The following is a 21,810-nucleotide window of genomic DNA, read 5'->3' as shown; positions in this document are numbered from 1 at the left end:
AGGAGACACCGCGTGAACTCGGCCCTGGCCCTGCAGCTCATGCGCTTCGGATTCCTGGCCCTGCTCTGGCTGTTCGTCTTCGCCACGATGCGGGTCATCCGGTCCGACCTGCGCACGAGCGGGCAGCAGCGCATCGCCACGCCGCCGCCGGCACGACGGCGCGGCAAGAGCGGTGGTGCCTCCGGCGGGTCGCGTCCGGCGCCGGGCGCCCCGAGCCACCTCATCGTCACCGAGGGCGGCCTCACCGGCACGAAGATCGGCCTCACCGGCGCCCCCGTGCTGATCGGTCGCGCCAACGACTCGACCCTCGTGCTCGAGGACGACTACGCCAGCACCCGGCACGCCCGCATCAGCCTGCAGGACGGCATGTGGGTGGTCGAGGACCTCGGCTCGACCAACGGCACCTACTTCGGGCAGCGCAAGCTCGACGGCCCCGTCCCGATGGAGATCGGGGTCCCCCTGCGAATAGGCAAGACCGTGCTGGAGCTTCGCTGATGGCGTTGTTCCTGCGCTACGCCGTCCGCTCGGATCTCGGGCTGGTGCGCAACAACAACGAGGACTCCGTCTACGCGGGGCCTCGCCTGCTCGCCATCGCCGACGGCATGGGGGGCCACGCCGCCGGCGAGGTCGCGAGCAAGATCGTCATCGGCACGCTTGAGCCGCTCGACGAGGACCGCCGCATCGACGACCTGATGGGTGCGCTGCGGCACGCGGTCGCCGAGGCCAACCACGGCATCGCCGAGGCGGTCAAGCAGCGCAAGGAACTCGAAGGCATGGGCACGACGCTCACCGCACTGCGTTTCGTCGGCAGCCAGGTTGGCCTCGTGCACGTCGGCGATTCGCGGGCCTACCTGCTGCGCAACGGCCTGCTGAGTCAGATCACCCACGACGACACCTACGTCCAGTACCTCGTCGACTCGGGCAAGCTCACCCCCGAGGAGGCCAAGGACCATCCGCGCAAGTCGGTGATCCTGCGGGCCCTGCTCGGTACCGACGTCGAGCCCGACGTCTCGATCCGCGAGGCCCGCCACGGCGACCGCTACCTGCTCTGCTCCGACGGGCTGTCCGACGTCGTCTCGGCCGACACGATCCTCGACACGCTGAACATCCCGGACCCGCAGGAGTCGGCCGACCGGCTCGTCGAGCTCGCCCTGCGCGGTGGCGGCCCCGACAACGTGACGGTCATCGTCGCCGACGTCATCAACGCCCGCGTCGGCGATCGCATCGACGAGGTGCCGGTCATCGCCGGCGCGTTCGTCGACCCCGCGGCGGCCGACGTCCCCGGCTCCGACAGCGCCGCCGAGCGCGCGGCCCGCATGTCGCGGGCGAGGCTGCCCGAACCGGCGGCGGCACCGATCGAGCACCGCGAGAAGCGTTCGCTCAAGACCTGGTTGGCCGTGCTGGGCGTGCTCGTCCTCATCGTGGCGGCGCTGGGCGGCACCTACGCCTGGACGCAGAGCCAGTACTTCGTCGGGCGCGACGGCTCCGAGGTCGCGATCTTCCGCGGCGTCAACACCGAGTTCGGGCCGTTGAAGTTCTTCACCGTCTACAAGAACACGACCCTGCAGGTCGCCGATCTCAATCCGTCGGTGCGCACCCAGGTCACCGACGGCATCACCGCCGGCAGCGAGAGCGACGCCGAGAAGATCGTCTCGAACCTGCGCGACCAGCAACTGCCGATCTGCCCGACGGCCACGCCGACGCCGCCCACGCCGACCCCCAGCCCGAGCTCGCGCACGACCGCGAAATTGCCGCTCCGCTCGACCCCGCGTATCTCGGTGCGGCCCACCGCCAAGGCCGGTACGACCGCGCAGGCGCTGCCCCGCCGCACCACGCTTCGGCCGACCACACTGCGTCCGACCACGCTGCGGCCGACCACACTGCGTCCGACCACGACCCCGGTGGCGACGCCCACCCCCACGGTCGCGCCCGACCCGACGCCCTCGACCCCGTGTCGGAGCAGCTGATGAGCGTCTCGAACCCCGGGCTGCGCATCCCGACCCGCCGCAACACCGAGTTGGTGCTGCTGATCTTCGCTGTGTTGCTCGTCGTCGCGGCCGAGGCCGCGGTCGAGGCGGCCCGTGACGGGAAGTTGTCCTCGCGCCTGCTCACCTACGCCACCGTGCCGCTCGTCGTCGGGCTGGTCACGCACCTGGTGATCCGCCGCTTCGCCCGTTACGCCGACCCGCTCATGCTGCCGATCGTCGTGCTGCTGAACGGCCTCGGGCTGGTGATGATCCACCGTCTGGACCTCGGCGCGAAGCTGCAGGCCGACCAGTCCGGCCAGTCGTTCACCGGGGCGCAGGCACCGACCCAGGTGCTCTGGACCGCGATCGGCGTCGGGCTGTTCATCGGCCTGATCGTGCTGATCCGCGACCACCGCTCGCTGCAGCGCTACGCCTACACCCTGGCTCTGATCGGTCTGTTCTTCCTGATGCTGCCGGCGGTCCTGCCGGCCCGATTCAGCGAGGTCAACGGCGCGCGCATCTGGATCCGGCTGGCCGGTTTCTCGATCCAGCCCGGCGAGTTCGCCAAGATCCTGCTGACCATCTTCGGCGCGGCCTACCTCGTGCAGAAGCGCGATGTGCTCGCCCTCGCCGGCCGCCGCTTCCTCGGCATCGACTTCCCCCGCGGCCGCGACTTCGGGCCGCTGCTACTGGCCTGGCTGCTGTGCATCGGCGTGCTGGTGCGCGGTCACGATCTCGGTACGTCGCTGCTGTTCTTCGGCATCTTCGTGGTGCTGCTCTACGTGGCCACCGAGCGGGCGAGCTGGGTGATCGTCGGCGGCGTGCTGTTCGCCGGCGGCGCGTACGTCGCCTACCAGCTGTTCGGCACGGTGCAGACGCGCGTCGGCGTGTGGCTGCACCCGTTCTCGCACGTCTACGAAGTGGCCGGCACCAGCTACCAGTTGCAGCAGTCGCTCTTCGGCCTCGGCACCGGCGGCATCTTCGGCACCGGGCTCGGCAACGGGCACCCGGAGCTCGTGCCGCTGCCGGCCACCGACTTCATCATCTCCTCCTTCGGCGAGGAGACCGGACTGTTCGGCCTGGTCGGGCTGCTCGCCCTCTACGCCGTGCTCGTGACCCGCGGGTTCGCCGCCGGGCTGGCGGTGCGCGACGCGTTCGGCAAGCTGCTCGCCACCGGGCTCGCCTTCCTGTTCGCGCTGCAGCTGTTCGTCGTCGTCGCGGGCGTCACGCGGCTGCTGCCCGAGACCGGGCTGACCACCCCGTTCCTGTCCTACGGCGGCTCGTCGCTGCTCGGCAGCTGGGCCATCCTGGCCCTGCTGGTCCGGGTCTCCGACTCGGCGCGGCGCCCGGCCACGACCACCCCGTCGCGGCCCGCCGAGAACCTGGCGGTGTCCAGTTGAACAAACCCATTCGCAAGGTGTCCGTCGCGATCGGGGTGCTGTTCGTCGCGCTGTTCGTCAACCTCAACGTCGTGCAGGTCCTGCAGGGCAACTCCTACCGCGACGACCCGAACAACCGACGTGTCCTGCTCAACGAGTACTCCAACCCGCGCGGGCAGATCGTCGTCAGCGGCAGCGCGATCGCCTCGTCGCGCAAGACCTCGGACGAGCTGAAGTACCTGCGCACCTACGCCGACGGGCCGGTCTACGCCCCGGTCACCGGTTACTACTCCTTCACCTACGGCACGAGCGGGATGGAGGACGCCGAGAACGGCGTGCTCACCGGCGACGACACCCGCCTGTTCGGGACGAAGCTGGCCGGCCTGCTGACCGGACGCGACCCGAAGGGCGGCAGCGTCCAGCTGACGATCAATGCCGCGGCCCAACAGGCGGCGTTCAAGGCGCTCGGGGGCCGCCGCGGCGCGGTCGTCGCGCTCGACCCGCAGACCGGCGGCATCCTCGCCGCGGTCTCGACCCCCTCGTGGGACCCGAACCAGCTCAGCAGCCACAACGCCGACGCGATCAGCCGGGCGTACCACTGCTACTCGCCGCTGAACACCGTGCAGGGACCCAACGAATCCGACACCGCGTTCAAGGCGCGGATGCGCACGAGCATCCCGGCTCAGCTCGCCGAGCGCGAGAAGACCTGCGTCGACGTGCCCGACGACCCGACGGCGCTCTACAAGGCCGACCCGTACAACGAGGGGCCGTTCCTCAACCGGGCGTTCCGGCAGGTGTACCCGGCCGGTTCGGTGTTCAAGGTCATCGACGCGGCGGCCGCGCTGTCGCTGCCGACCCCGATCACGCCCACGACCCGGATCCCGGCGCCGAACTCGTACTGGCCGCTGGAACCGCAGCGCACCTCCAAGTGCTCGAGCAGCGGGCCGTGCGTCGAGAACTTCAACGGCGAGACCTGCGACGACGGCAAGACGGCCACGCTGCTGCTCGCCCTCGCCAAGTCGTGCAACACGGCGTTCTCGAAGCTGACCGTCGACCGGATCACCGGCAAGACGCTCGCGTCCGAGGCGCAGAAGTTCGGCCTGGACGCGCCCTACCCGCCCGGCAGCGCCCCCGACTTCTGCGACCCGGTGGCGTTCATGACGCCGCTGTCTGTCTGCCGGTCGTCGCCGGGCAGCCTGGCGGACCTCGCCTCGCCCGACACCCTGGCCCAGACCGCCATCGGCCAGCACGACGTCGGCATCACGCCGCTGCAGGCCGCGATGATCTCGGCCGCGGTGGCCAACAACGGCACGCTGATGCAGCCCTACCTCGTCGACAAGGAACTGCGGCCCGACGTCTCGGTGCTCAAGACCACGGCGCCCCGGCAACTCAGCCAGGTGATCGACCCGACGCGCGACGCCGACCTGATCTCGATGATGGAGGGCGTCGTCAACGGCGGCCCGGGCATCAAGGACAACACCGGCGGCCAGGCGGCCATCGACGACCCGAACGTGAAGGTCGGCGGCAAGACCGGTACGGCCGACCACTGCTCGTCGAACGCCAAGACCTGCCCGCCCCCGCACGCCTGGTTCACCGGCTTCGCGATGGTGAAGGGCGTCCCCAAGATCGCCGTCGCGGTGATCATCGAGGACGGCGGGGTCCGGGGCGACGAGGCCGCGCCCGGCACGACCACCGGTGGGCTCGCCGCGGCGCCGGTCGCGAAGCGGGTCATCGAGGCCTACCTGAAGTCGAGTGGCGGGAGCTGACCCGTGAACCGCCCCAAGAGTGAGGATCATCGATGACGCAGCCGAGGATCGTCGGCAGCCGGTACGAGCTCGGCGAGCTGATCGGCTACGGCGGCATGGCCGAGGTGCACAAGGGCCGCGACACGCGGCTCAACCGCGACGTCGCCATCAAGGTGCTGCGCGCCGATCTCGCGCGCGACCCGTCCTTCCTGAACCGGTTCCGCCGCGAGGCCCACTCGGCCGCCGGCCTGAACCACCCGTCGATCGTGTCGGTCTACGACACCGGTGAGGACGACGCGGCCGACGGCACGTCGATCCCCTTCATCGTCATGGAGTTCGTCGAGGGGCGCACGCTGCGCGACATCCTCAAGGCCGAGGGACGCCTGCCCGGGCGGCGGGCGATGGAGGTCGTCGCCGACATCTGCAGCGCTCTCGACTTCAGCCATCGCAACGGCATCATCCACCGTGACATCAAGCCGGCCAACGTCATGATCACCCAGGCCGGAGCGGTGAAGGTGATGGACTTCGGCATCGCCCGGGCCGTCGCCGACACCTCGGCCACCGTGACCCAGACCGCGAACGTCATCGGCACCGCCCAGTACCTCTCCCCCGAGCAGGCCCGCGGCGAGGCGGTCGACGCCCGCTCCGACGTCTACTCCACCGGCTGCCTGCTCTACGAGCTCGTCACCGGCGTGCCGCCGTTCCAGGGCGATTCGCCCGTCGCCGTCGCCTACCAGCACGTGCGGGAGAACCCGGTCGCGCCGTCGGCCCGCAACCCCGAGGTGCCCCGCGCGATCGACTCGATCGTCATGAAGGCACTGGCCAAGAACCAGCTCAACCGCTACCAGTCGGCCGGTGAGATGCGGGCCGACCTGCAGCGCGCGCTGGCCAACCAGCCGGTCGTGGCCGAGGCGGTCATGACCGACGCCGAGCGCACCCAGTTCATCGCCCGCACGCCCCCGCCGGTGGTCGGCATCCGCCGCACCGACTACGTCGAGGAGGAGGACGAGTCGCGCCGCACCGGGCTGATCTGGGCCGCGATCGTGCTCGCCCTGCTGCTCGTCATCGGCGTCGGCACGTTCCTGATCTTCGGCACCGGCTCCAACAAGGCGGCCGAGACGGTCGAGATCCCGAACGTCACCGGTCAGCTGCCGGCGGCCGCCGAGAACCAGCTCAAGGGTCTCGGCTTCGCGCCGGTCAAGGGGGCCGACTACGGCGGCGCCTGCGCGGGGAACATCAGCGTCGAGAAGGGCCACGTGTGCATCACCGAGCCCGCGGCCGGTAACCGGATCAAGAAGGGCGCCACGGTCACCTACCGGCTGTACTCGCCGAAGACGGTGCAGGTGCCCTTCGTCGAGGGCGGCACCTTCGGCAAGGCGATCGATGCGTTGCACGCGGTCGGCCTGAACGGAAAGCAGAAGGCGGTCTACAGCACCGACCCCAAGGGCACCGTCATCCACCAGGAGACCCAGCAGTTCACGCTGGTGCCGCCCGGAACCGTCATCGTGCTCGACGTCTCGACCGGCACGCTCAAGCTGCCCGACGTGCGCGGTCAGAAGATCGACGCCGCGCGGGCGACGCTCGACGGCGCCCAGTTCACCAACCGCACCGAGGTCAGCAAGAACACGACGATCCCGAGCAAGGACGGCACGGTGGCCGACGAGAGCCCGACGCCGCAGATCGCCTACCCGATCTCGCAGAAGATCACGCTGACCGTCTACAAGTACGCGCCGCCGGCGCCGACCTGCACCACGCCGGCCCCGACCCCGAGCCCGACGCCGATCACGACCACCCCGCCCGGTGGCCTGCCGACGATCATCACCCCCCCGCCGGCGAGCTCGAGCACGCCGGCCCCGGGGAGCTCGTCGACCGGGCTGCCGCCCTGCAAGTAGACGGCCAGTTTCCCGCTTGTCCGCTCGTGTGGCTGCAGATCCGGCAGGAATCACAGCCACACGAGCGGACAAGTCGCGAACGGGGAGGGGCGGTGGTCAGTCGGCGGAGGTCGGCAGCAGCACCTCGGCGCGGACGCCCGGCTTGCCGTCGGGGCGGTCCGTGAGCCGCACCCGGCCGCCGTGGTTGCTGACGATGTCGCGGACGATCGGCAGCCCGAGCCCGGTGCCGCCGGTCTCGCGCGAGCGGGATTCCTGCACGCGGTAGAACCGGTCGAAGACGCGCTCCTGCTCGGCGGCGGGGATGCCGCGGCCGTCGTCGACGACGGTGAGCACCACGGTCGGGTGCCCGTTGCGCTTGGTCGTCGTGACGTCGACGTCGACCTCGCTCGTGGCGTGCCGCACCGCGTTGTCGATCAGGTTGATCGCCACGCGACGCAGCGCATCGGGGTCGCCCTGGGTCATGGCCGGCCGCGCGGTGACCCGCACCGGCACCCGCGCGTGGCCGTAGCCCTCGGCCAGGCCCAGCACGAGCTCGTCCAGCGCGATCGGTTCGCGGCGCGTGGGGTGGCTCGCCTCGTCGAGGCGGGCCAGGGCGAGCAGATCGGCGACGAGACGGTCCAGGCGCTCGACGTCGACCAGGACGTCGTCGAGCATGCCCTCCCAGTCGCCCTCCGGACCGAGCCGGCGGCCGACCTCGAGCTGCACCCGCACGGACGCGAGCGGCGAGCGGAGCTCGTGCGCGGCGTCGCCGACGAAGGTGCGCTGCCGGCTCGTGGCCGAGTCGATGCGGTCGAGCATGGCGTTGAGGGTGACGGCGAGGCGGTGGATCTCGTCCTGCGCGCCCGGCACGGGCAGCCGCTGCCGGGCCAGCCCGGCCGCGGTGATGTCGGCCGCGCCGTGGCGCAGCGCGGCCACCGGCCGCAGGGTGAGCGCGACGACGAGGTAGGTGGCGGTGGCCATGAGCAGCACCGCGAGGGGGCCGCCGAGCAGCGCGGCCCGGGTGAGCACCCGCAGGCTGTCGTCGACGCGGGTGATGTCGGTGAACACGACGACGGTCTTGGGGCCGACCGTGCGGGCCAGCACACGCAGCCGGGCCGACGACGTGGTGCTCGCGATCTCGAGCCGGGCCCCGGTACGCACCTGCTCGAGCTGGTCGGAATCGAGCAGTGACACCACGCGATCGGCCTGGCCGAACGACGACAGCACCCGGTCGTTCGCGTCCAGCACCTGCACCGCCGTGATGCCGGCCGTGGTCGGCTCGACCGTGGCCGGGAGCTTGCCGCTGCGCACCAGCTTGGCGATGTCCGAACCGGTCTTCTGCGCCGACTGGTCGAGCACGCGGGTCAGCGCGTAACGCTGCAGCACGAGCAGCAGCACGGCGCCGGTGATCACGGCGAAGGAGAACAGGGCGGTCGCCAGCAGGGTGAGCCGGGCCCGCAGTGACTGCCGGGCCCACCAGTGTCGCGGCAGGGCGAGGGCGCGCCGCAGCAGCGCGATCAGCCGCTGCCGCATTGATCAGCCTTCGGCGGTCAGGCGGTAACCCGCCCCGCGCACCGTCTGCAGGCTCTGCCGCTCGAACGGGACGTCGATCTTGCGGCGCAGGTAGCCGACGTAGACCTCGACGACGTTGGCGTCGCCGTCGTAGTTGGCGTCCCAGACGTGGTGCAGGATGTCGGCCTTGCTGACGGCGTCGCCGGCGCGGCGCATCAGGAACTCGAGCAGCGAGAACTCGCGCGGCGTCAGCTCGACGAGGGTGTCGCCCCGCTTGACCGTGTGCGCCGCCGGGTCCAGGACGAGGTCGTCGACCTTGAGCGAGGCCGGACGCGGCGTGACGCCGCGGCGCAGCAGGGCCCGGATGCGCGCCAGCAGGACGACGAAGGAGAACGGCTTGGTGAGGTAGTCGTCGGCGCCGAGATCGAGCGCGTCGGCCTCGTCGTACTCGCCGTCCTTCGCCGTCAGCATCAGGATCGGCACCCAGTTCTCGGCCGCTCGCAGCTGCTCGATGATCCGGTAGCCGGAGAGCTCGGGCAGCATGATGTCGAGGATGACCGCGTCGAAGGTCGTCTCCTGGGCGAGGTGCAGGCCGTCGGGCCCGGTGTGCGCCACGTCCACGGTGAAGCCCTCGGCCGCCAGGCCGCGCTGCAGGGCGGACGCCAGCCGGACCTCGTCTTCGACGATCAGCAATCGCACCGGCTTCTCCTTACCTCACGGCTCTGCGCTCGTGCGCCGCCGGGTCGTCCCGGTGTCGTCGGTGAGCGTTGTCAGACTGCCAGTGTGGACCTCCGCGGCCGCGGCGGTGACTCAGCCCGATCACAGTGCACCGCACGCACCCTGGGACCAGTGACCTCTGCGCTGCATCCGCCCGCTTCCGGGCTGGCGCGGCGACGGATGACCCGCTTGCTGGCACCGGTCGGGGTCCTCGCCCTGCTGGCCGCCGTGGCGACGGTGGTCCTCTCCCCCGGTGACGACCGGGTGCCGCTGCCCGACACCACCCCCGATGCGCTTGTCGCCGCGCTGCGCGGCAGCGGCGCCACCGGCTTCTCCGGCATCGTGGTGTCGCACTTCTCCCTCGGCGTGCCGATCGTGCCGGGGGACGACGAGGCCTCGACCGAGGAGGCCGGCCCGGACCTTTCGGCGCCGGACGACGCCTCGATGCTCGCGCTGCTCGACGGCGCGCACACCATGCAGGTCTGGTACGGCGGGGTCGACCAGCAGCGCGTCGCCGTGCTCGGCGCCACCGATGAGACCGACCTGTTCCGCAACGGACGCGACCTCTGGCGCTGGAACAGCGCGCGTCGCGTGGCGGTGCACCTGCAACTGCCCGTCGGAAACCGCCCGCTGCTCTCGTCGGCGGTGCCCCGCGCCGCCGACGCGACGTCGCTGACGCCGAGCGGCCTCGCCGGTTCGGTGCTCGCCGCGCTGGACGGGAAGACGAAGGTCGAGATCGCGCCCGGCGTCGAGGTCGCCGACCGCCCCGCCTACAACCTCGTCCTCACCCCGCAGGAACGCTCGACGCGCATCGGGTCGGTGCACATCGCGGTCGACGGCGCGACCAAGATCCCGCTGGCCGTGCAGGTCTACGCCCGTGGCGCCGAGCAGCCGGCCGTCGACGTCGGGTTCACCAGCATCCGGCTCGGCCGACCGCCGGCCGCCTACTTCCACTTCGCGCCGCCGGTCGGGGCGACGGTGCGGCAGGCGGGCGCCACCACCAGCCCGCCGATCACGATCCTCGGTTCGGGCTGGACGAGCGTGCTGAGCGCGCCGAGCGTGGGGCCGCTCGAACTCAATCGGTTCGTCACGCAGGAGATGTCGCGCGTGTCGGGCACGTGGGGTACCGGACGGGTGCTGCACACCGACCTGGTGACGGTGCTGCTCACCGACGACCAGCGACTCTTCGTCGGTGCCGTCGACCCCGACGAGCTCTACACCGCCGCCGGGAACCGCTGACCCCTACTGCAGGTAGCCCTCGACCTCGTTGACGCTGCGCTCCTCCGCACCGTCCGGGTCCTCGCCGTACTCCGATCGGGCGCGGCGCTGCCGCAGCAGATCCCAGCACTGGTCGAGTTCGAGCTCGATCGCCTCGAGGCGACGCCGGTCGTCACCGACCAAGCCGTGATGGGCCGCCCGCAACGCCTTCTCCTCGGCCACGAGCTCGTGGATGTGCGCGAGCATCGACGTGTCGTCCATGGCGTCAGTCTGCCCTCATCGGTCAGCTGCGGTCGAGGGAGTGGTACTCCTCGTTCGGCAGCTGGCCGGTGGCCAGCGCCATCCGGTTGGTGAAGTTGTACATCGCGGCGATCTCGACGACGTCCCATACCTCATGGTCTGTCAGCCCGACCCCCCGCAGCGCGGCGAGGTCGCTCTCGGACATCTCGTGGGGACGGGCGGTGAGCTTCTCGGCCAGCGCGCAGATGGCGGTGCGCCGCGCGTCGAGGCCGGCGTGACGCCAGTTGGTGGCGATGTAGTCGGCCAGCACGCCGGCGGCTCGGTCGCCCCCGAGCGCGACCCGCAGCGCATGGCTGTGCGACACGATGCAGTACGTGCACCGGTTGTACGCGCTGACGACGACGGCGATCATCTCGCGATCGGCCTCGTCGAGGTGCTCCGTCGGCTCGTGCAGCTGCTTGTAGTGCGCGAACCAGGCCGAGAAACGCTCCGGGCGGTAGCTGTAGGCGCGGAAGACGTTCGGCACGAAGCCGACCGCCTCCCGCGCCTTCGCGAACAGCCCCTGCAGCCGCTCCGGCAGCGCCGCCTCGTCCGGTACGTCGAAGAACCACAGGGCGCGGGCCATGGCTACAGGCTCTCGCGCCAGTCGAGCCAGCGCCGCAGCTTGGTCAGGTCGTAGTCCGGGCCGCCGACGCCGACGGTGAACAGGCTCGCGCCGGCCTCGACGAGCTTCGGGCCGACGTCCGCGGGATCGCCGTCGGGAGTGCCGACCGAGCGCTCGATCTCGGCCGGGTCGCGGCCGGCGTCGGCGCAGTGGGCGGCCAGGATCTCCTGCTTGCGGTTGAAGGTCTCGAGGTCGCTGAAGCTGTGCCAGATGTTGGCGTGCCGGGCCACCATGCGCAGCGTCTTCTTCTCGCCACCGCCACCGATGAGGACGGGGATGTGCCGGGTCGGCGCCGGGTTCAGCCGCTCCAGGCGCGACTCGATGCGGGGCAGGTCCTCGGCCAGCTGGTCCAGCCGCCCACCGGCCGTCCCGAACTCGTAGCCGTACTGCTGGTAGTCCTTCTCGAACCAGCCCGAGCCGATGCCGAGGATGAGCCGGCCGTCGCTCATGTGGTCGACCGTGCGGGCCATGTCGGCGAGCAGCTCGGGGTTGCGGTAGCTGTTGCAGCTGACCAGCGCGCCGATCTCGACGCGGGTGGTCTGTTCGGCCCAGGCGCCGAGCATCGTCCAGCACTCGAAGTGCTGGCCGTCGGGGTCGCCGTAGAGCGGGTAGAAGTGGTCCCAGTTGAAGATGATGTCGACGCCGAGGTCCTCGGCCTCGGTGACGGCGCGGCGGATCGCCGCGTAGTCGGCGTGCTGGGGCTGGAGTTGCAGTCCGATGCGGATGGGTCGAGAGGTCATGGCATCGACGCTAGTGCGCGTTCGTCCCGTCTGGTCGGCCAGGGAGAGATGTCCGATTCGCTCGTTAGACTCGACCGGTGTCCGACGCCGGCCAGAATCGCGACGGTCGAGCCCGCGGTGACGGGCTCGCGTCGGTCTTGCTGCCCCCTGTCGTGCACGAGGCCAGCGCGGCGGTGCTGATCGTCGACCTCGACAGCCGGCTCGTCACCTACGCCAACGATCTCGCGAATGAGCTCGCCCCCGACTGTGAACTGCCGGTCGCGGTCGACGCGTGGTCCGAGGCGGCTGGCCTCGAAGACGTCACCGGCTCCGACCTCCCGCCCGGCTCCGACCTCCCGCCCGGCCCGGGACCCGCCGTGGCGAGCGGCACCCCGGCCGAGTCGCTGCTGCGCATCGCGCAGGGTCAGCCCATCACCGGCGAGGCCGTCACCGCCGCCCGGCCGACCGCGGCCACCCTCGCCCGCGAGGTCCTCTGGGTGCTCGGCCTGCCGATGTCGGGGGCGCCCGAGCCGATCTCCTCCCTCGCCCTGGTCGTGTTCCTCCCTGCCCGCAACGCCCGGCTCATCTCCGGCGTCCAGGAATCCGCCGTCACCCTGCGCGATCGCGCGGTGCTCGCGACGCGCATGTCGTTCACCATCACCGACCCCAGCCGGCCCGACGACCCGCTGGTGTGGGTCAACCCGGCGTTCACCGCCACCACGGGCTACGGGTTCGACGACGCGGTGGGGCACAACTGCCGCTTCCTGCAGGGCCCCGGCACCGACCGTCGGGTCGTCGCCGAGATCCGGAGGGGCCTCGCGGCGGGCCGGCCGATGACCACGACGCTGCTGAACTACCGCAAGGACGGCAGCACCTTCTGGAACGAGCTGTCGATCTCCCCGGTGCGCGACCGCACCGGCGCGGTCACCCACTTCGTCGGGGTCCAGGCCGATGTCACGGCCCGGGTCGAGGCGCAGCGGGCGCGCGACGACGCGCTGTCGCAGGTGGCCGAGTCGGCCGATCGTCTCGCCCTGCTCGCCGACTTCACCGCGCGGATGGCGATGAGCCACCAGCCGCAACAGATCATCGAGATGATCGCCACCACGCTGACCCCGCGCGTCGGCACGTGGTGCGCCGTCTACATCCTCGACGAACTCGGCCGGATCACCCGCCCGCACCTGCGGCACGAGCGGCAGGACACCGACCTCGAGGTGCAGGCCCGCCTCGACCGGCTGCGCGAGCTCGTACCCGAGCAGCTGCCCCGCGGCGGCCCGGTCTGGCGGGTGCTGCGCGGCGACGAACGGCAGGTGCTGGTCGAGGACTTCGCCTCCGCGCCGGGCGGGATCACCGGCGTCGACGACGACGAGCGCTCGACCCTCGCCCGCGAGCTGGGGGCGAGCAGCCTGGTCGTCGTCCCGCTGCTGGCCCGTGGCGGCATCCTCGGCTGCATCGCCGTCGTGGCCGACGGTGAACGGCCCGCGCTCGACGACAACGACCTGGCGCTGGTGCGTGACCTCGCAGTCCGGGCCGGCCTGATGCTCGAGAACGCCCAGCTCTACGCCCGCGAGCGCGCCACCGCGGCCACCCTGCAGCGCACGCTGCTGCCGCGGCGCCTGCCCGAGATCGACGGCCTCGACATCGCGGCGGCCTACGTACCCGCCGATGACGAGGCCGCGGTCGGTGGCGACTGGTACGACGTGTTCGCCCTGCGCGGCGACGGTCGGAGCGTCGGCGTGGTCGTCGGCGACGTCATGGGCCACAACTACGACTCGGCCGCGCGCATGGGCAAGCTCAGCACCATCGTGCGCGCCTACGCCTGGCCGGGCAGCGAGCCGTACACCGTGCTGACCGCGGTCGACGACCTGCTCGCCGGCAGCGACCTCGACCTCCTGGCCACCTGCCTCTACGGCCGGCTGACGCTGCACGGCGACGGCGCCACCCTGCGCTACTCCAGTGCGGGTCACCCGCAGGCGATCGTGCGGCTGCCCGACGGCCGCGCCGTCACCCTGGACGAGGGTCGCGGCCAGATGATCGGGGTCTCGCGGTTGATGCCTCAGGGCACGACCCGGCCGACCGATGCGAGCGTCGAGCTGGCCCACGGCAGCGTGCTCGTCTTCTTCACCGACGGCCTGCTCGACGCGTTCGCGGCCGAGCCCGACATCGACGCCGGGCTGGCCGAGTTGTGCCGTCGCACCGAGGCGCTACCGATCGACGCGTCGACCCAGACCGTCGTCGACGCCCTCACCGGCGCCGTCCGCCGCCACCCCGACGACGTCGCCCTCGTCGCCATCCGGATCCGCTGAGCCGGGGCCCGTCCGGCTGCGTGCACGTCTTGCCCCACTACTGCACTGATGTCACACTTCGCGCGTTAAGTACGGGTCAAGTCATTGGAGATGTTCATGACGTTCGCGCAGGCCATCCGCAGCGGTTTCTCGCAGTACGCGACCTTCTCGGGCCGCGCGCGCCGCTCCGAGTTCTGGTGGTTCTCGCTGTTCCTGGGCGTGGTCGGAGTCGCGGCCAGCCTGATCGACGTCGCGGCCCACGGGTCGATCGGCACCATCGTGGTCACCCTCGCGACCCTGCTCCCGTCGCTCGCCGTGAGCGTTCGCCGGCTGCACGACACCGGACGCAGCGGCGGGTGGCTGTTCATCGCTCTCATCCCGCTGATCGGCGGGATCGTCCTGCTCGTCTTCGACTGCCAGGACAGCGAGCTGTCGCTGAACCGCTGGGGCTACTCGCCGAAGTACGCGTCGTAACCCCCGACGCTCAGCCCGCCGGTCGCAGCAGGACCAGCGGGATCTCGCGCGCGGTCTTCTTCTGGTAGCCGGCGTAGTTCTTGTGGTCCTTCGTCACGAGCGGCCAGAGGCGGGCCCGCTCGGCGGCGTCGGCCACGGTGGCGGTCATCGGCTGCTTCGGTCCGCCGCGCAGGCTGACCTCGACCGCCGGGTTGTCGCGCAGGTTGAGGAACCACGCGGGGTTCGTGTCGTCGCCGCCGCGCGAGGCGACGATGACCATCGTGTCGCCCTCCTGGTACGGCGAGGTCAGCATGCAGGTGCGCGGCTGGCCGCTCTTGCGTCCGGTGGTGGTCAGTTCGAGCACCGGCATGCCGGAAACGTCCCACCCCATCCGGTTGCCGGTGGCCTTGAGGATGACGCGGTGGACGGTGTTCATCGCCTTCATGGCGAAGTCGCTGGGCATGCCCGGATCGTAGGCGCTGCGGGTCAGCCGAGCAGGACGAGGCGAACCACGTCACTGCCGTCGCGGGTCACCCGCACCGGCACGCCCCAGTCCTGCCGGGCCAGGTAGCACGCCGGGTGCTCCACCCCCGGGTCGTCGTCGCACGACGCGGCCCGGGCCGTCACGTGTAGGACGCCGGCGTCGAACCCCTCGGACAGCACGAGGTTGCGGGCCAGCTCGGTCGACTCACCGGCGCCGTGCTTCAGCAGGCCGGGCGGCGACGCGGTGATCGTCAAGCTGGTTGACGACCCGTGGCGTTCGTCGAGCTTGCGCCCGGGCGGCGGCTCGAACACGACCTCCAGGCGGACGGGACCGGCCGGCACGTCGGTCGGCGGCCGCTGGGTGCGTAAGGCCTGCCCCCGGACGATCTCGCTCCGCGGGACGGGCCGGACGAGCCGGTGCGCCGCCGACTCCACGACCACCAGCTCGCCGCCGACCACGACCGCGCCCGACGGCTCGCCGAGGTCGGTCGCGAGCGTCGTCAACTGACGGCCGTCCCACCGCCGCACCGCACCGTTGTAGGTGTCGAGGACGGCCACCGAACCGTCGGGCAGCAGGCTCACGCCGAGCGGGTGCTGCAACCGGGCGACCTCCGGGCCGCCGTCGACGTGCCCGAAGTCGAACAGCCCCTCCCCGACCGCCGTGTGCAGCTCGCCGTCGACCGTGAGGTGGCGCAGCGCGGAGGTCTCGGAGTCGGCGAACCAGATGCGCTCGCCGTCGACGGCCAGGCCGGACGGCTGGGCGAGCCAGCCGTCGCGGGCCGCCCCGTCGCGCAGCCCTTCCACCGTCGTGCCGGCCAGGATCGCCGCGGTGCCGGCTGCCGGGTCGACCGACAGCAGCAGGTGCACGCCGGCCGCGGCCACGACCGCGCGTCCGAGCGCCGGCCACCAGGCGACGTCCCAGGGTGACAGGGCGGCGGGCACCGGCCCGGTCACCGTCCGGGTGTCGGCGAGCAGGGCGGGCAGGTCGAGCGTGGCGACGATCGCGCCGTCGGTCAGCCGCACTCCACGCAGCACGTGGTTGGCCGTGTCGGCGACGAGCACGTCGTAGGGGGCGACGCCGGGCGGCAGCAGGGCGAGGCCGTTGGGCTCGGCGAAGTCGTCCGGCCCGCGACCCCGCGCTCCGCTGCCGATGCGGCGCCGCACGGTCTCGCCGTCGAGATCGAGCTCGACGAGCTGGTGGTGGCCGGCGTCGGCCACGAGCAGGGTGTCGCGGTCCCGGCCGGTGCGCTCGGCCGGCAGGACGATCGCCTTGGCGGGGAAGCGCAGGATCGTCGGCTCGGGGGCGGGGGCGACGTAGGGACCGTCGCCGCGGTGCAATGTGCCGCGGGCGTCGTGCTTGGCGGCGAGCCGGGTGAGGGTGGCCCCCAGCGCGCTGACCTGGCCCTCCCCCGCCGCGGAGGCGACGACGTAGCCCTCGGGATCGATCAGCACGAGGGTCGGCCACGCCCGAACCGCGTACTGCTGCCACAGGGACAGATCGGGGTCGTTGAGCACCGGGTGGTGCACCTCGTACCGCTCGACCGCCGCGCCGAGCGCCGCGGGATCGGCCTCGTGCGGGAACTTGGGTGAATGGATGCCGATGACGGTCAGGATGTCGGCGTGCCCGGCCTCGAGCGGGCGGAGCTCGTCCAGCACGTGCAGGCAGTTGCCGCAGCAGAAGGCCCAGAAGTCCAACAGCACGAACCGGCCGCGCAGCTTGGCGAGGGTCAGCGGCTCGGCGGTGTTGAACCAGGTCGGGCGGGCCGTACGTAACTCCGGCGCGCGCACCCGCGCCCCCTGTCGAAAGGTCACGTCCGGTCAGCCTGCCAAACGCGGGAAATGTTCCGCACCCTGCCGCCCGGCAGCGTAAACGAAGATCCGCCCCCGGCTCGATCGAGCCGGGGGCGGACTTCTGTGGTGCCGGACGGGCGAGGTCGGGGGGAACCTCGCGTCCAGACCTGGTCCCGCGCGCGACCGGTTCGGCTACGCGGGAACCCGGACCCGAGGAACGAGGGGTGAGCCCCGGGCCCGCGTCGGGTCGGTGTGGATCGGGTGTCGGTCAGCGCATGTTGAAGTGCTGGTGCGCGGCCGCGGCGATGAGCTCCTGCTGCATCGCCGGGGACGCGTTCCGCAGCACCCGCTCGAACTCGAGGCGGTTGCGACGCTGACGCAGCTTGCGACTGATGTTGTTCATGGTGTTCTTCTTCCTGACCGTTGGTATGTAAAGTATCGCACGGGTGTAACCGTTGAATCGTCGGTTTGATGCCCTCAGTGGCTAACATCACTCGACTTCACCTCGAATTCACCTGAGTCGGCGAGTAGGGACGCCGAAGGGCGGCACCCCGCGCTCGGGATGCCGCCCCTCAGTGGCGAACGGAGGCCGCTACAGCAGCGCGAGGCCCGGGTCGCTCAGCACGGCGGCGACGTCGGCCAGGAACTGCGAGCCGTGCTGGCCGTCGACCATGCGGTGGTCGAAGGAGACCGCGAGCTGGGTCACCCAGCGCGGCTCGATCCGCTCGTCGTCACCTGAACCGAGCACCCACGGCATCCGGCGGATCGCGCCGAAGCAGAAGATGCCGGCCTCGCCCGGGTTGATGATCGGGGTGCCGGTGTCGACGCCGAACACGCCCACGTTGGTGATGGTGAACGAGCCGCCGGACATGTCGGCCGGCGGCGTCTTGCCCGAGCGCGCGACCTCGGTGAGCGTCGAGATCGCGGTGGCCAGCTCGAGCAGCGAGAGCTCCTGGGCGTCCTTGATGTTCGGGACGATCAACCCGCGCCCGGTGGCCGCGGCGATGCCGAGGTTCACGTAGTGCTTGAGCACGATCTCGCCGGCCGCGTCGTCCCAGCTGGCGTTGATCTCGGGGGTGCGTGCGATCGCGAGCATCACGGCCTTGGCCACGAACAGCAGGGGCGACACCTTGACGTCGCGGAACTCGCGGCGGGCCGCGACCCGATCGCGCAGCTCCATCATCGCGGTGACGTCGACGGTCACGAACTCGGTGACGTGCGGCGCGGTGAACGCGGACGCGACCATGGCGGCGGCGGTGTGCTTGCGGACGCCCTTGATCGGGATGCGCGTCTCGCGCGCGCCCGAGCTCACCGGCCGAGCGCCGGTCGGTGCGGGGGCGGCACCGTTGGCCGCCCCCTGGACGTCGTCGCGCGAGATGGTGCCGTTCGGACCGGTCGGGGTCACCTCGGTGAGGTCGACGCCGAGCGTCTTCGCCAGCTTGCGCACCGGGGGCTTGGCCAGCACGCGGTGCGCGCCCGGCCGGGCCCGCGGTGCCTCGAAAACCGGCTCCTCGGCCACGGCCGGTGCGGGCGCGGGGTGCGGGGCCTGGGCCGGTGGCAGGTTGAACGACGCCTGCGCGCCGGCCGCGGTGGCCTCGGGCCGACGACGCCGGCGGCGACCACCGGACTCCTCGCGCGGGCCGTACCCGACGAGGGTCATCTGCTTCTCCTCGCCGTCCTCGGCCGGTCTGGTCGCGGCAGCGGGGACGAGATCCTCACCCGAGGTCGTCGGGGTCGGTGTGTCGGACGCGTCGCCCGCGACCTCGATGGAGATGATCGGCGTGCCGACCGGGACGGTCTCGCCCTCCTCGGCGTGCAGGCCGGTGACGACACCGGCGAACGGCGACGGCAGCTCGACCGCGGCCTTCACCGTCTCGACCTCGGCGATGGTGTCGTTGACGTCGACGGTGTCGCCGACGGCGACCGTCCACCTCAGGATGTCGCCCTCGGTCAGGCCCTCACCCAGGTCGGGAAGCTTGAACTGTTTGACAGTCACGTCAGACCTCGCTTCGCTCGGCCGGCCGGCCGAGCACTGGGTTCATCGGTTCGCTCGCAAGCTTCGCTCACTGGGCTCAGTACTCCATGATCTTGTCGACGGCGTCGAGCACGCGGTCGAGGTTCGGCAGCCACTCGTGTTCGAGCCGGCTCGGCGGGTACGGGGTGTCGTAGCCTGTCACCCGCAGCACCGGCGCCTCGAGCGAGTAGAACGCCTGCTCGGTGACGCGGGCGGCGATCTCGGCGCCCACGCCGAAGCTGTGCGGTGCCTCGTGCACGACGATGAGCCGGCCCGTCCGGCGCACCGACTCGACGACGGTCGGGATGTCGAGCGGCGACACCGTGCGCAGGTCGATGAGCTCGAGCTCGATGCCGTCGTCGGCCGCGGCCTTCGCCGACTCGGCCAGCGTGGTCATCGTCGGGCCGTAGCCGGCGACGGTGACGTGCGTGCCGGGACGCACGACCCGCGCCTGGTACATCGGCGTCGGCGCATCGGCGATCTCGGACTTCGCTGCGTGGTAGAGCCGCTTGGGCTCGATGAAGATGACCGGGTCGTCGTCGGCGATCGCCTCCTGGATCATCCAGTAGGCGTCGGAGGCGTTGCTGCACGCGACGACCTTGAGGCCGGCCGTGTGCGCGAAATAGGTCTCGACCGACTCGCTGTGGTGCTCGACCGCGCCGATGCCGCCGCCGGACGGGATGCGGATCGTGATCGGCATCTTGACCAGGCCGGCCGAGCGGTTGTGGAACTTGGCGACCTGGCTGACGATCTGGTCGAAGCCGGGGAACACGAAGCCGTCGAACTGGATCTCGCACACCGGGCGGTACCCGCGGATCGCGAGGCCGACGGCGGTGCCGATGATGCCGGACTCCGCGAGCGGGGTGTCGATGACGCGGTCCTCGCCGAAGTCCTTCTGCAGGCCGTCGGTGATCCGGAAGACGCCGCCGAGCTTGCCGACGTCCTCGCCCATGATGACGACCTTGGGGTCGGCCTCCATGGCCTTGCGCAGCCCGTCGTTGAGGGCCTTGGCCATGGTCTTCGATTCGGTCATGCGCCGACCTCCGATACGAACGCGGCGAACTCGTCACGCTGCTCGCGCAGCTCGTCGGGCATGGTCACGTACACGCTGTCGAACAGCGATTCCGCCGTCGGATCGGCCAGTTCGCGGCACCCTGCGCGGACGTGCTCGGCGAGCTTCTTGGCCTCGGCGTCGACGTCGGCGAAGAAGGACGGCTCGATGCGGGCCTCGCGGGTCAGGTACGCCCGGACGCGCTCGATCGGGTCCTTCAACTTCCAGGTCTCGGCCTCGCTGCCCAGCCGGTACCGGCGCGGGTCGTCGTTCGTGGTGTGCGGGTTCATCCGGTAGGTGTAGGCCTCGATGAACGTCGGGCCCTGCGCGCTGCGGGCGTCGTCGAGGGCCTTGCGGGTGACGGCGAGGCAGGCGAGCACGTCGTTGCCGTCCACCCGCACGCCGGGGAAGCCGAAGCCGGACGAGCGCTGGTAGAGCGGAACCCGGCTCTGCCGCTCGACCGGCTCGCTGATCGCCCACTGGTTGTTCTGGCAGAAGAACACGACCGGCAGGTTCCCGGCCGCGGCCCACACGAACGACTCGTTCACGTCGCCCTGGCTGGACGCGCCGTCGCCGAAGAACGCGAGCACGGCGGTGTCGCGGTCGACGTCGCCGGTGCCGACCGCGCCGTCGCGGACCACGCCCATCGCGTAGCCGGTCGCGTGCAGCGTCTGCGCGCCGATGACGATCGTGTACAGGTTGAAGTTGTTGGCGCCCGGGTCCCAGCCGCCGAGGTTGGTGCCCCGGTAGAGGCCGAGCAGGGTGAGCGGGTCGACGTCGCGGCACCAGGCCACGCCGTGCTCGCGGTAGGTCGGGAAGGCCATGTCCTGCGTGCGCAGCGCGCGGCCGGCGCCGATCTGTGCGGCCTCCTGGCCGAGCAGGCTGGCCCACAGACCGAGCTCGCCCTGGCGTTGCAGCGCGATCGCCTCGGTGTCGATGCGGCGCACGAGCACGAGGTCGCGGTACAGCGCGGCGATGTCGTCGTCGCTGATCTCCAGCGGGTAGTCGGCGTGCTCGACGCGCTGGCCCTCGGGCGTCAGCAGCTGGACCATGTCCGGCTCGGGGTGGATCGCGTGGACGTGTTCGGACATGCACAACTCCTCGCCTCGGCCGTCCGTGGGGTTGCCACGTTGCGGCGCGCTGTGGGCACTCTTCGTCGAGTTCGGGTCCCACGCTTGCTACAGGGGTGGCGCAGCTCACGAAGAACCCAGGGGTTCCTACCATATCGGCCTGCGACCCGTGCTCCGGACAACTCGGGCCGCCGTCCGCCTTGCCCCGCCAATGTGTGCTGTGCGGCGTTGCTGGCGACGTCGCGCGGGGCAAACCGGTCAGCGGACGCGGGGCAAACCCGTCAGCGGCCGAGTTCGGCCGGCAGCGGTGCGTCGTGCAGGACGGTCAGGTGCGACACGGCGCGGGTCAGCACCACGTAGAGCCGCCGCAGCCCGGACGTCCGGGTGGCCTCCGCGGCCACGATCGCGGCCGGTTCGACCAGCACGACCGAGTCGAACTCGAGGCCCTTGGCCGCCGAGGCAGGCACCACCGCGACGCGCGGGTCGTTCTCCTCGGCCAGGGGTGCGGCGTCGACGCCGCCGTCCCGCAGCGCGGCGAGCACGGGGGCGGCGTCGGCGTCGGGCACGATCACCCCGATCGAGCCCTCGATCGCGAGCAGACCTCGCACGGCGTCCACCAGCGCGGACGTCGGCG

The 21,810-nt window shown here is 71.4% G+C and carries 19 protein-coding genes and 1 pseudogene; 8 read left to right on the top strand and 12 right to left on the bottom strand.

Annotated features, from left to right (window positions below):
• The first annotated feature begins 12 nt into the window (after nt 1–12).
• The 5 genes from VGN18_RS15165 to pknB are packed head-to-tail and all read left to right on the top strand — an operon-like array spanning nt 13 to nt 6,983.
• Nucleotides 13–495 (top strand): FHA domain-containing protein FhaB/FipA, encoded by a 483-nt coding sequence (locus tag VGN18_RS15165; RefSeq protein WP_422653734.1) that lies wholly within the window; start codon nt 13–15, stop codon nt 493–495.
• Complete coding sequence (locus VGN18_RS15160; RefSeq protein ID WP_327540544.1) at nt 495–1,967, top strand: PP2C family serine/threonine-protein phosphatase; 1,473 nt, start codon at nt 495–497, stop codon at nt 1,965–1,967. The genes VGN18_RS15165 and VGN18_RS15160 overlap by 1 nt, the downstream gene beginning before the upstream one ends.
• A complete protein-coding gene (locus tag VGN18_RS15155) occupies nt 1,967–3,367 on the top strand; it encodes an FtsW/RodA/SpoVE family cell cycle protein (RefSeq protein WP_327540543.1) in 1,401 nt (466 codons plus the stop codon). Before VGN18_RS15160 ends, VGN18_RS15155 begins: the two co-directional genes overlap by 1 nt.
• A 17-nt stretch (nt 3,368–3,384) precedes the next feature.
• Nucleotides 3,385–5,112, top strand: coding sequence for a penicillin-binding transpeptidase domain-containing protein (locus VGN18_RS15150; protein ID WP_327540542.1), 1,728 nt, complete (start codon nt 3,385–3,387; stop codon nt 5,110–5,112).
• A gap of 32 nt (nt 5,113–5,144) precedes the next feature.
• Nucleotides 5,145–6,983 (top strand): Stk1 family PASTA domain-containing Ser/Thr kinase, encoded by a 1,839-nt coding sequence (gene pknB, locus VGN18_RS15145; RefSeq protein WP_327540541.1) that lies wholly within the window; start codon nt 5,145–5,147, stop codon nt 6,981–6,983.
• A gap of 96 nt (nt 6,984–7,079) precedes the next feature.
• On the opposite strand, the gene VGN18_RS15140 is transcribed toward pknB, so the two are convergent.
• Both VGN18_RS15140 and VGN18_RS15135 read right to left on the bottom strand, forming a co-directional pair.
• The gene (locus VGN18_RS15140) at nt 7,080–8,495 is read right to left on the bottom strand and encodes a sensor histidine kinase (protein WP_327540540.1); all 1,416 of its coding nucleotides are present in this window, start codon (nt 8,493–8,495) and stop codon (nt 7,080–7,082) included.
• Nucleotides 8,496–8,498: 3 nt separating this feature from the next.
• Entirely contained in the window at nt 8,499–9,173 is a 675-nt protein-coding gene (locus VGN18_RS15135) for a response regulator transcription factor (protein WP_327540539.1), read from the bottom strand.
• A gap of 150 nt (nt 9,174–9,323) precedes the next feature.
• Here VGN18_RS15135 and VGN18_RS15130 point away from each other — a divergent pair, with 150 nt between their 5' ends.
• Nucleotides 9,324–10,430, top strand: coding sequence for a hypothetical protein (locus VGN18_RS15130; RefSeq protein ID WP_327540538.1), 1,107 nt, complete (start codon nt 9,324–9,326; stop codon nt 10,428–10,430).
• Between the two features lie 3 nt (nt 10,431–10,433).
• Here the strand turns inward: VGN18_RS15130 and VGN18_RS15125 are convergent, their stop codons facing one another.
• The 3 genes from VGN18_RS15125 to VGN18_RS15115 are packed head-to-tail and all read right to left on the bottom strand — an operon-like array spanning nt 10,434 to nt 12,053.
• Entirely contained in the window at nt 10,434–10,670 is a 237-nt protein-coding gene (locus tag VGN18_RS15125; RefSeq protein WP_327540537.1) for a DUF2630 family protein, read from the bottom strand.
• 22 nt (nt 10,671–10,692) lie between these two features.
• Nucleotides 10,693–11,274 carry a peroxidase-related enzyme gene (locus VGN18_RS15120; RefSeq protein ID WP_327540536.1) on the bottom strand — a complete coding sequence of 194 codons (582 nt, stop codon included), beginning with the start codon at nt 11,272–11,274 and terminating at the stop codon, nt 10,693–10,695.
• A gap of 2 nt (nt 11,275–11,276) precedes the next feature.
• Nucleotides 11,277–12,053, bottom strand: a complete 777-nt coding sequence (locus VGN18_RS15115; RefSeq protein WP_327540535.1) for an LLM class F420-dependent oxidoreductase — start codon at nt 12,051–12,053, stop codon at nt 11,277–11,279.
• Between the two features lie 77 nt (nt 12,054–12,130).
• Between VGN18_RS15115 and VGN18_RS15110 the strand changes: the two genes are divergently transcribed.
• Entirely contained in the window at nt 12,131–14,335 is a 2,205-nt protein-coding gene (locus VGN18_RS15110) for a SpoIIE family protein phosphatase (RefSeq protein ID WP_327540534.1), read from the top strand.
• Nucleotides 14,336–14,431: 96 nt separating this feature from the next.
• Entirely contained in the window at nt 14,432–14,788 is a 357-nt protein-coding gene (locus VGN18_RS15105) for a DUF805 domain-containing protein (RefSeq protein WP_327540533.1), read from the top strand.
• A gap of 10 nt (nt 14,789–14,798) precedes the next feature.
• Here the strand turns inward: VGN18_RS15105 and VGN18_RS15100 are convergent, their stop codons facing one another.
• The 7 genes and pseudogenes from VGN18_RS15100 to VGN18_RS15070 form a co-directional block, all read right to left on the bottom strand.
• Nucleotides 14,799–15,230: a nitroreductase/quinone reductase family protein gene (locus VGN18_RS15100; protein WP_327540532.1), complete on the bottom strand. Its 432-nt coding sequence runs from the start codon at nt 15,228–15,230 to the stop codon at nt 14,799–14,801.
• A 23-nt stretch (nt 15,231–15,253) separates the two neighbouring features.
• The gene (locus tag VGN18_RS15095; protein ID WP_327540531.1) at nt 15,254–17,062 is read right to left on the bottom strand and encodes a thioredoxin-like domain-containing protein; all 1,809 of its coding nucleotides are present in this window, start codon (nt 17,060–17,062) and stop codon (nt 15,254–15,256) included.
• A gap of 247 nt (nt 17,063–17,309) precedes the next feature.
• Nucleotides 17,310–17,444, bottom strand: a complete 135-nt coding sequence (locus tag VGN18_RS15090) for a hypothetical protein (protein ID WP_327540530.1) — start codon at nt 17,442–17,444, stop codon at nt 17,310–17,312.
• A gap of 189 nt (nt 17,445–17,633) precedes the next feature.
• Entirely contained in the window at nt 17,634–19,037 is a 1,404-nt protein-coding gene (locus VGN18_RS15085; protein ID WP_327540529.1) for a dihydrolipoamide acetyltransferase family protein, read from the bottom strand.
• 76 nt (nt 19,038–19,113) lie between these two features.
• Nucleotides 19,114–20,088 (bottom strand): alpha-ketoacid dehydrogenase subunit beta, encoded by a 975-nt coding sequence (locus VGN18_RS15080; RefSeq protein WP_327540528.1) that lies wholly within the window; start codon nt 20,086–20,088, stop codon nt 19,114–19,116.
• On the bottom strand, nt 20,085–21,197 hold the full coding sequence (locus tag VGN18_RS15075) for a thiamine pyrophosphate-dependent dehydrogenase E1 component subunit alpha (RefSeq protein ID WP_327540527.1): 1,113 nt from the start codon (nt 21,195–21,197) through the stop codon (nt 20,085–20,087). Before VGN18_RS15075 ends, VGN18_RS15080 begins: the two co-directional genes overlap by 4 nt.
• Nucleotides 21,198–21,457: 260 nt before the next feature.
• Nucleotides 21,458–21,810: pseudogene (locus tag VGN18_RS15070) on the bottom strand (AAA family ATPase); the annotation flags it as partial.

Source organism: Jatrophihabitans sp. (assembly GCF_036000465.1).
Taxonomy (GTDB): domain Bacteria; phylum Actinomycetota; class Actinomycetes; order Mycobacteriales; family Jatrophihabitantaceae; genus Jatrophihabitans.
The sequence above is the reverse complement of the archived record's forward strand: the minus strand, read 5'-3'. Positions and strand labels throughout refer to the sequence as shown.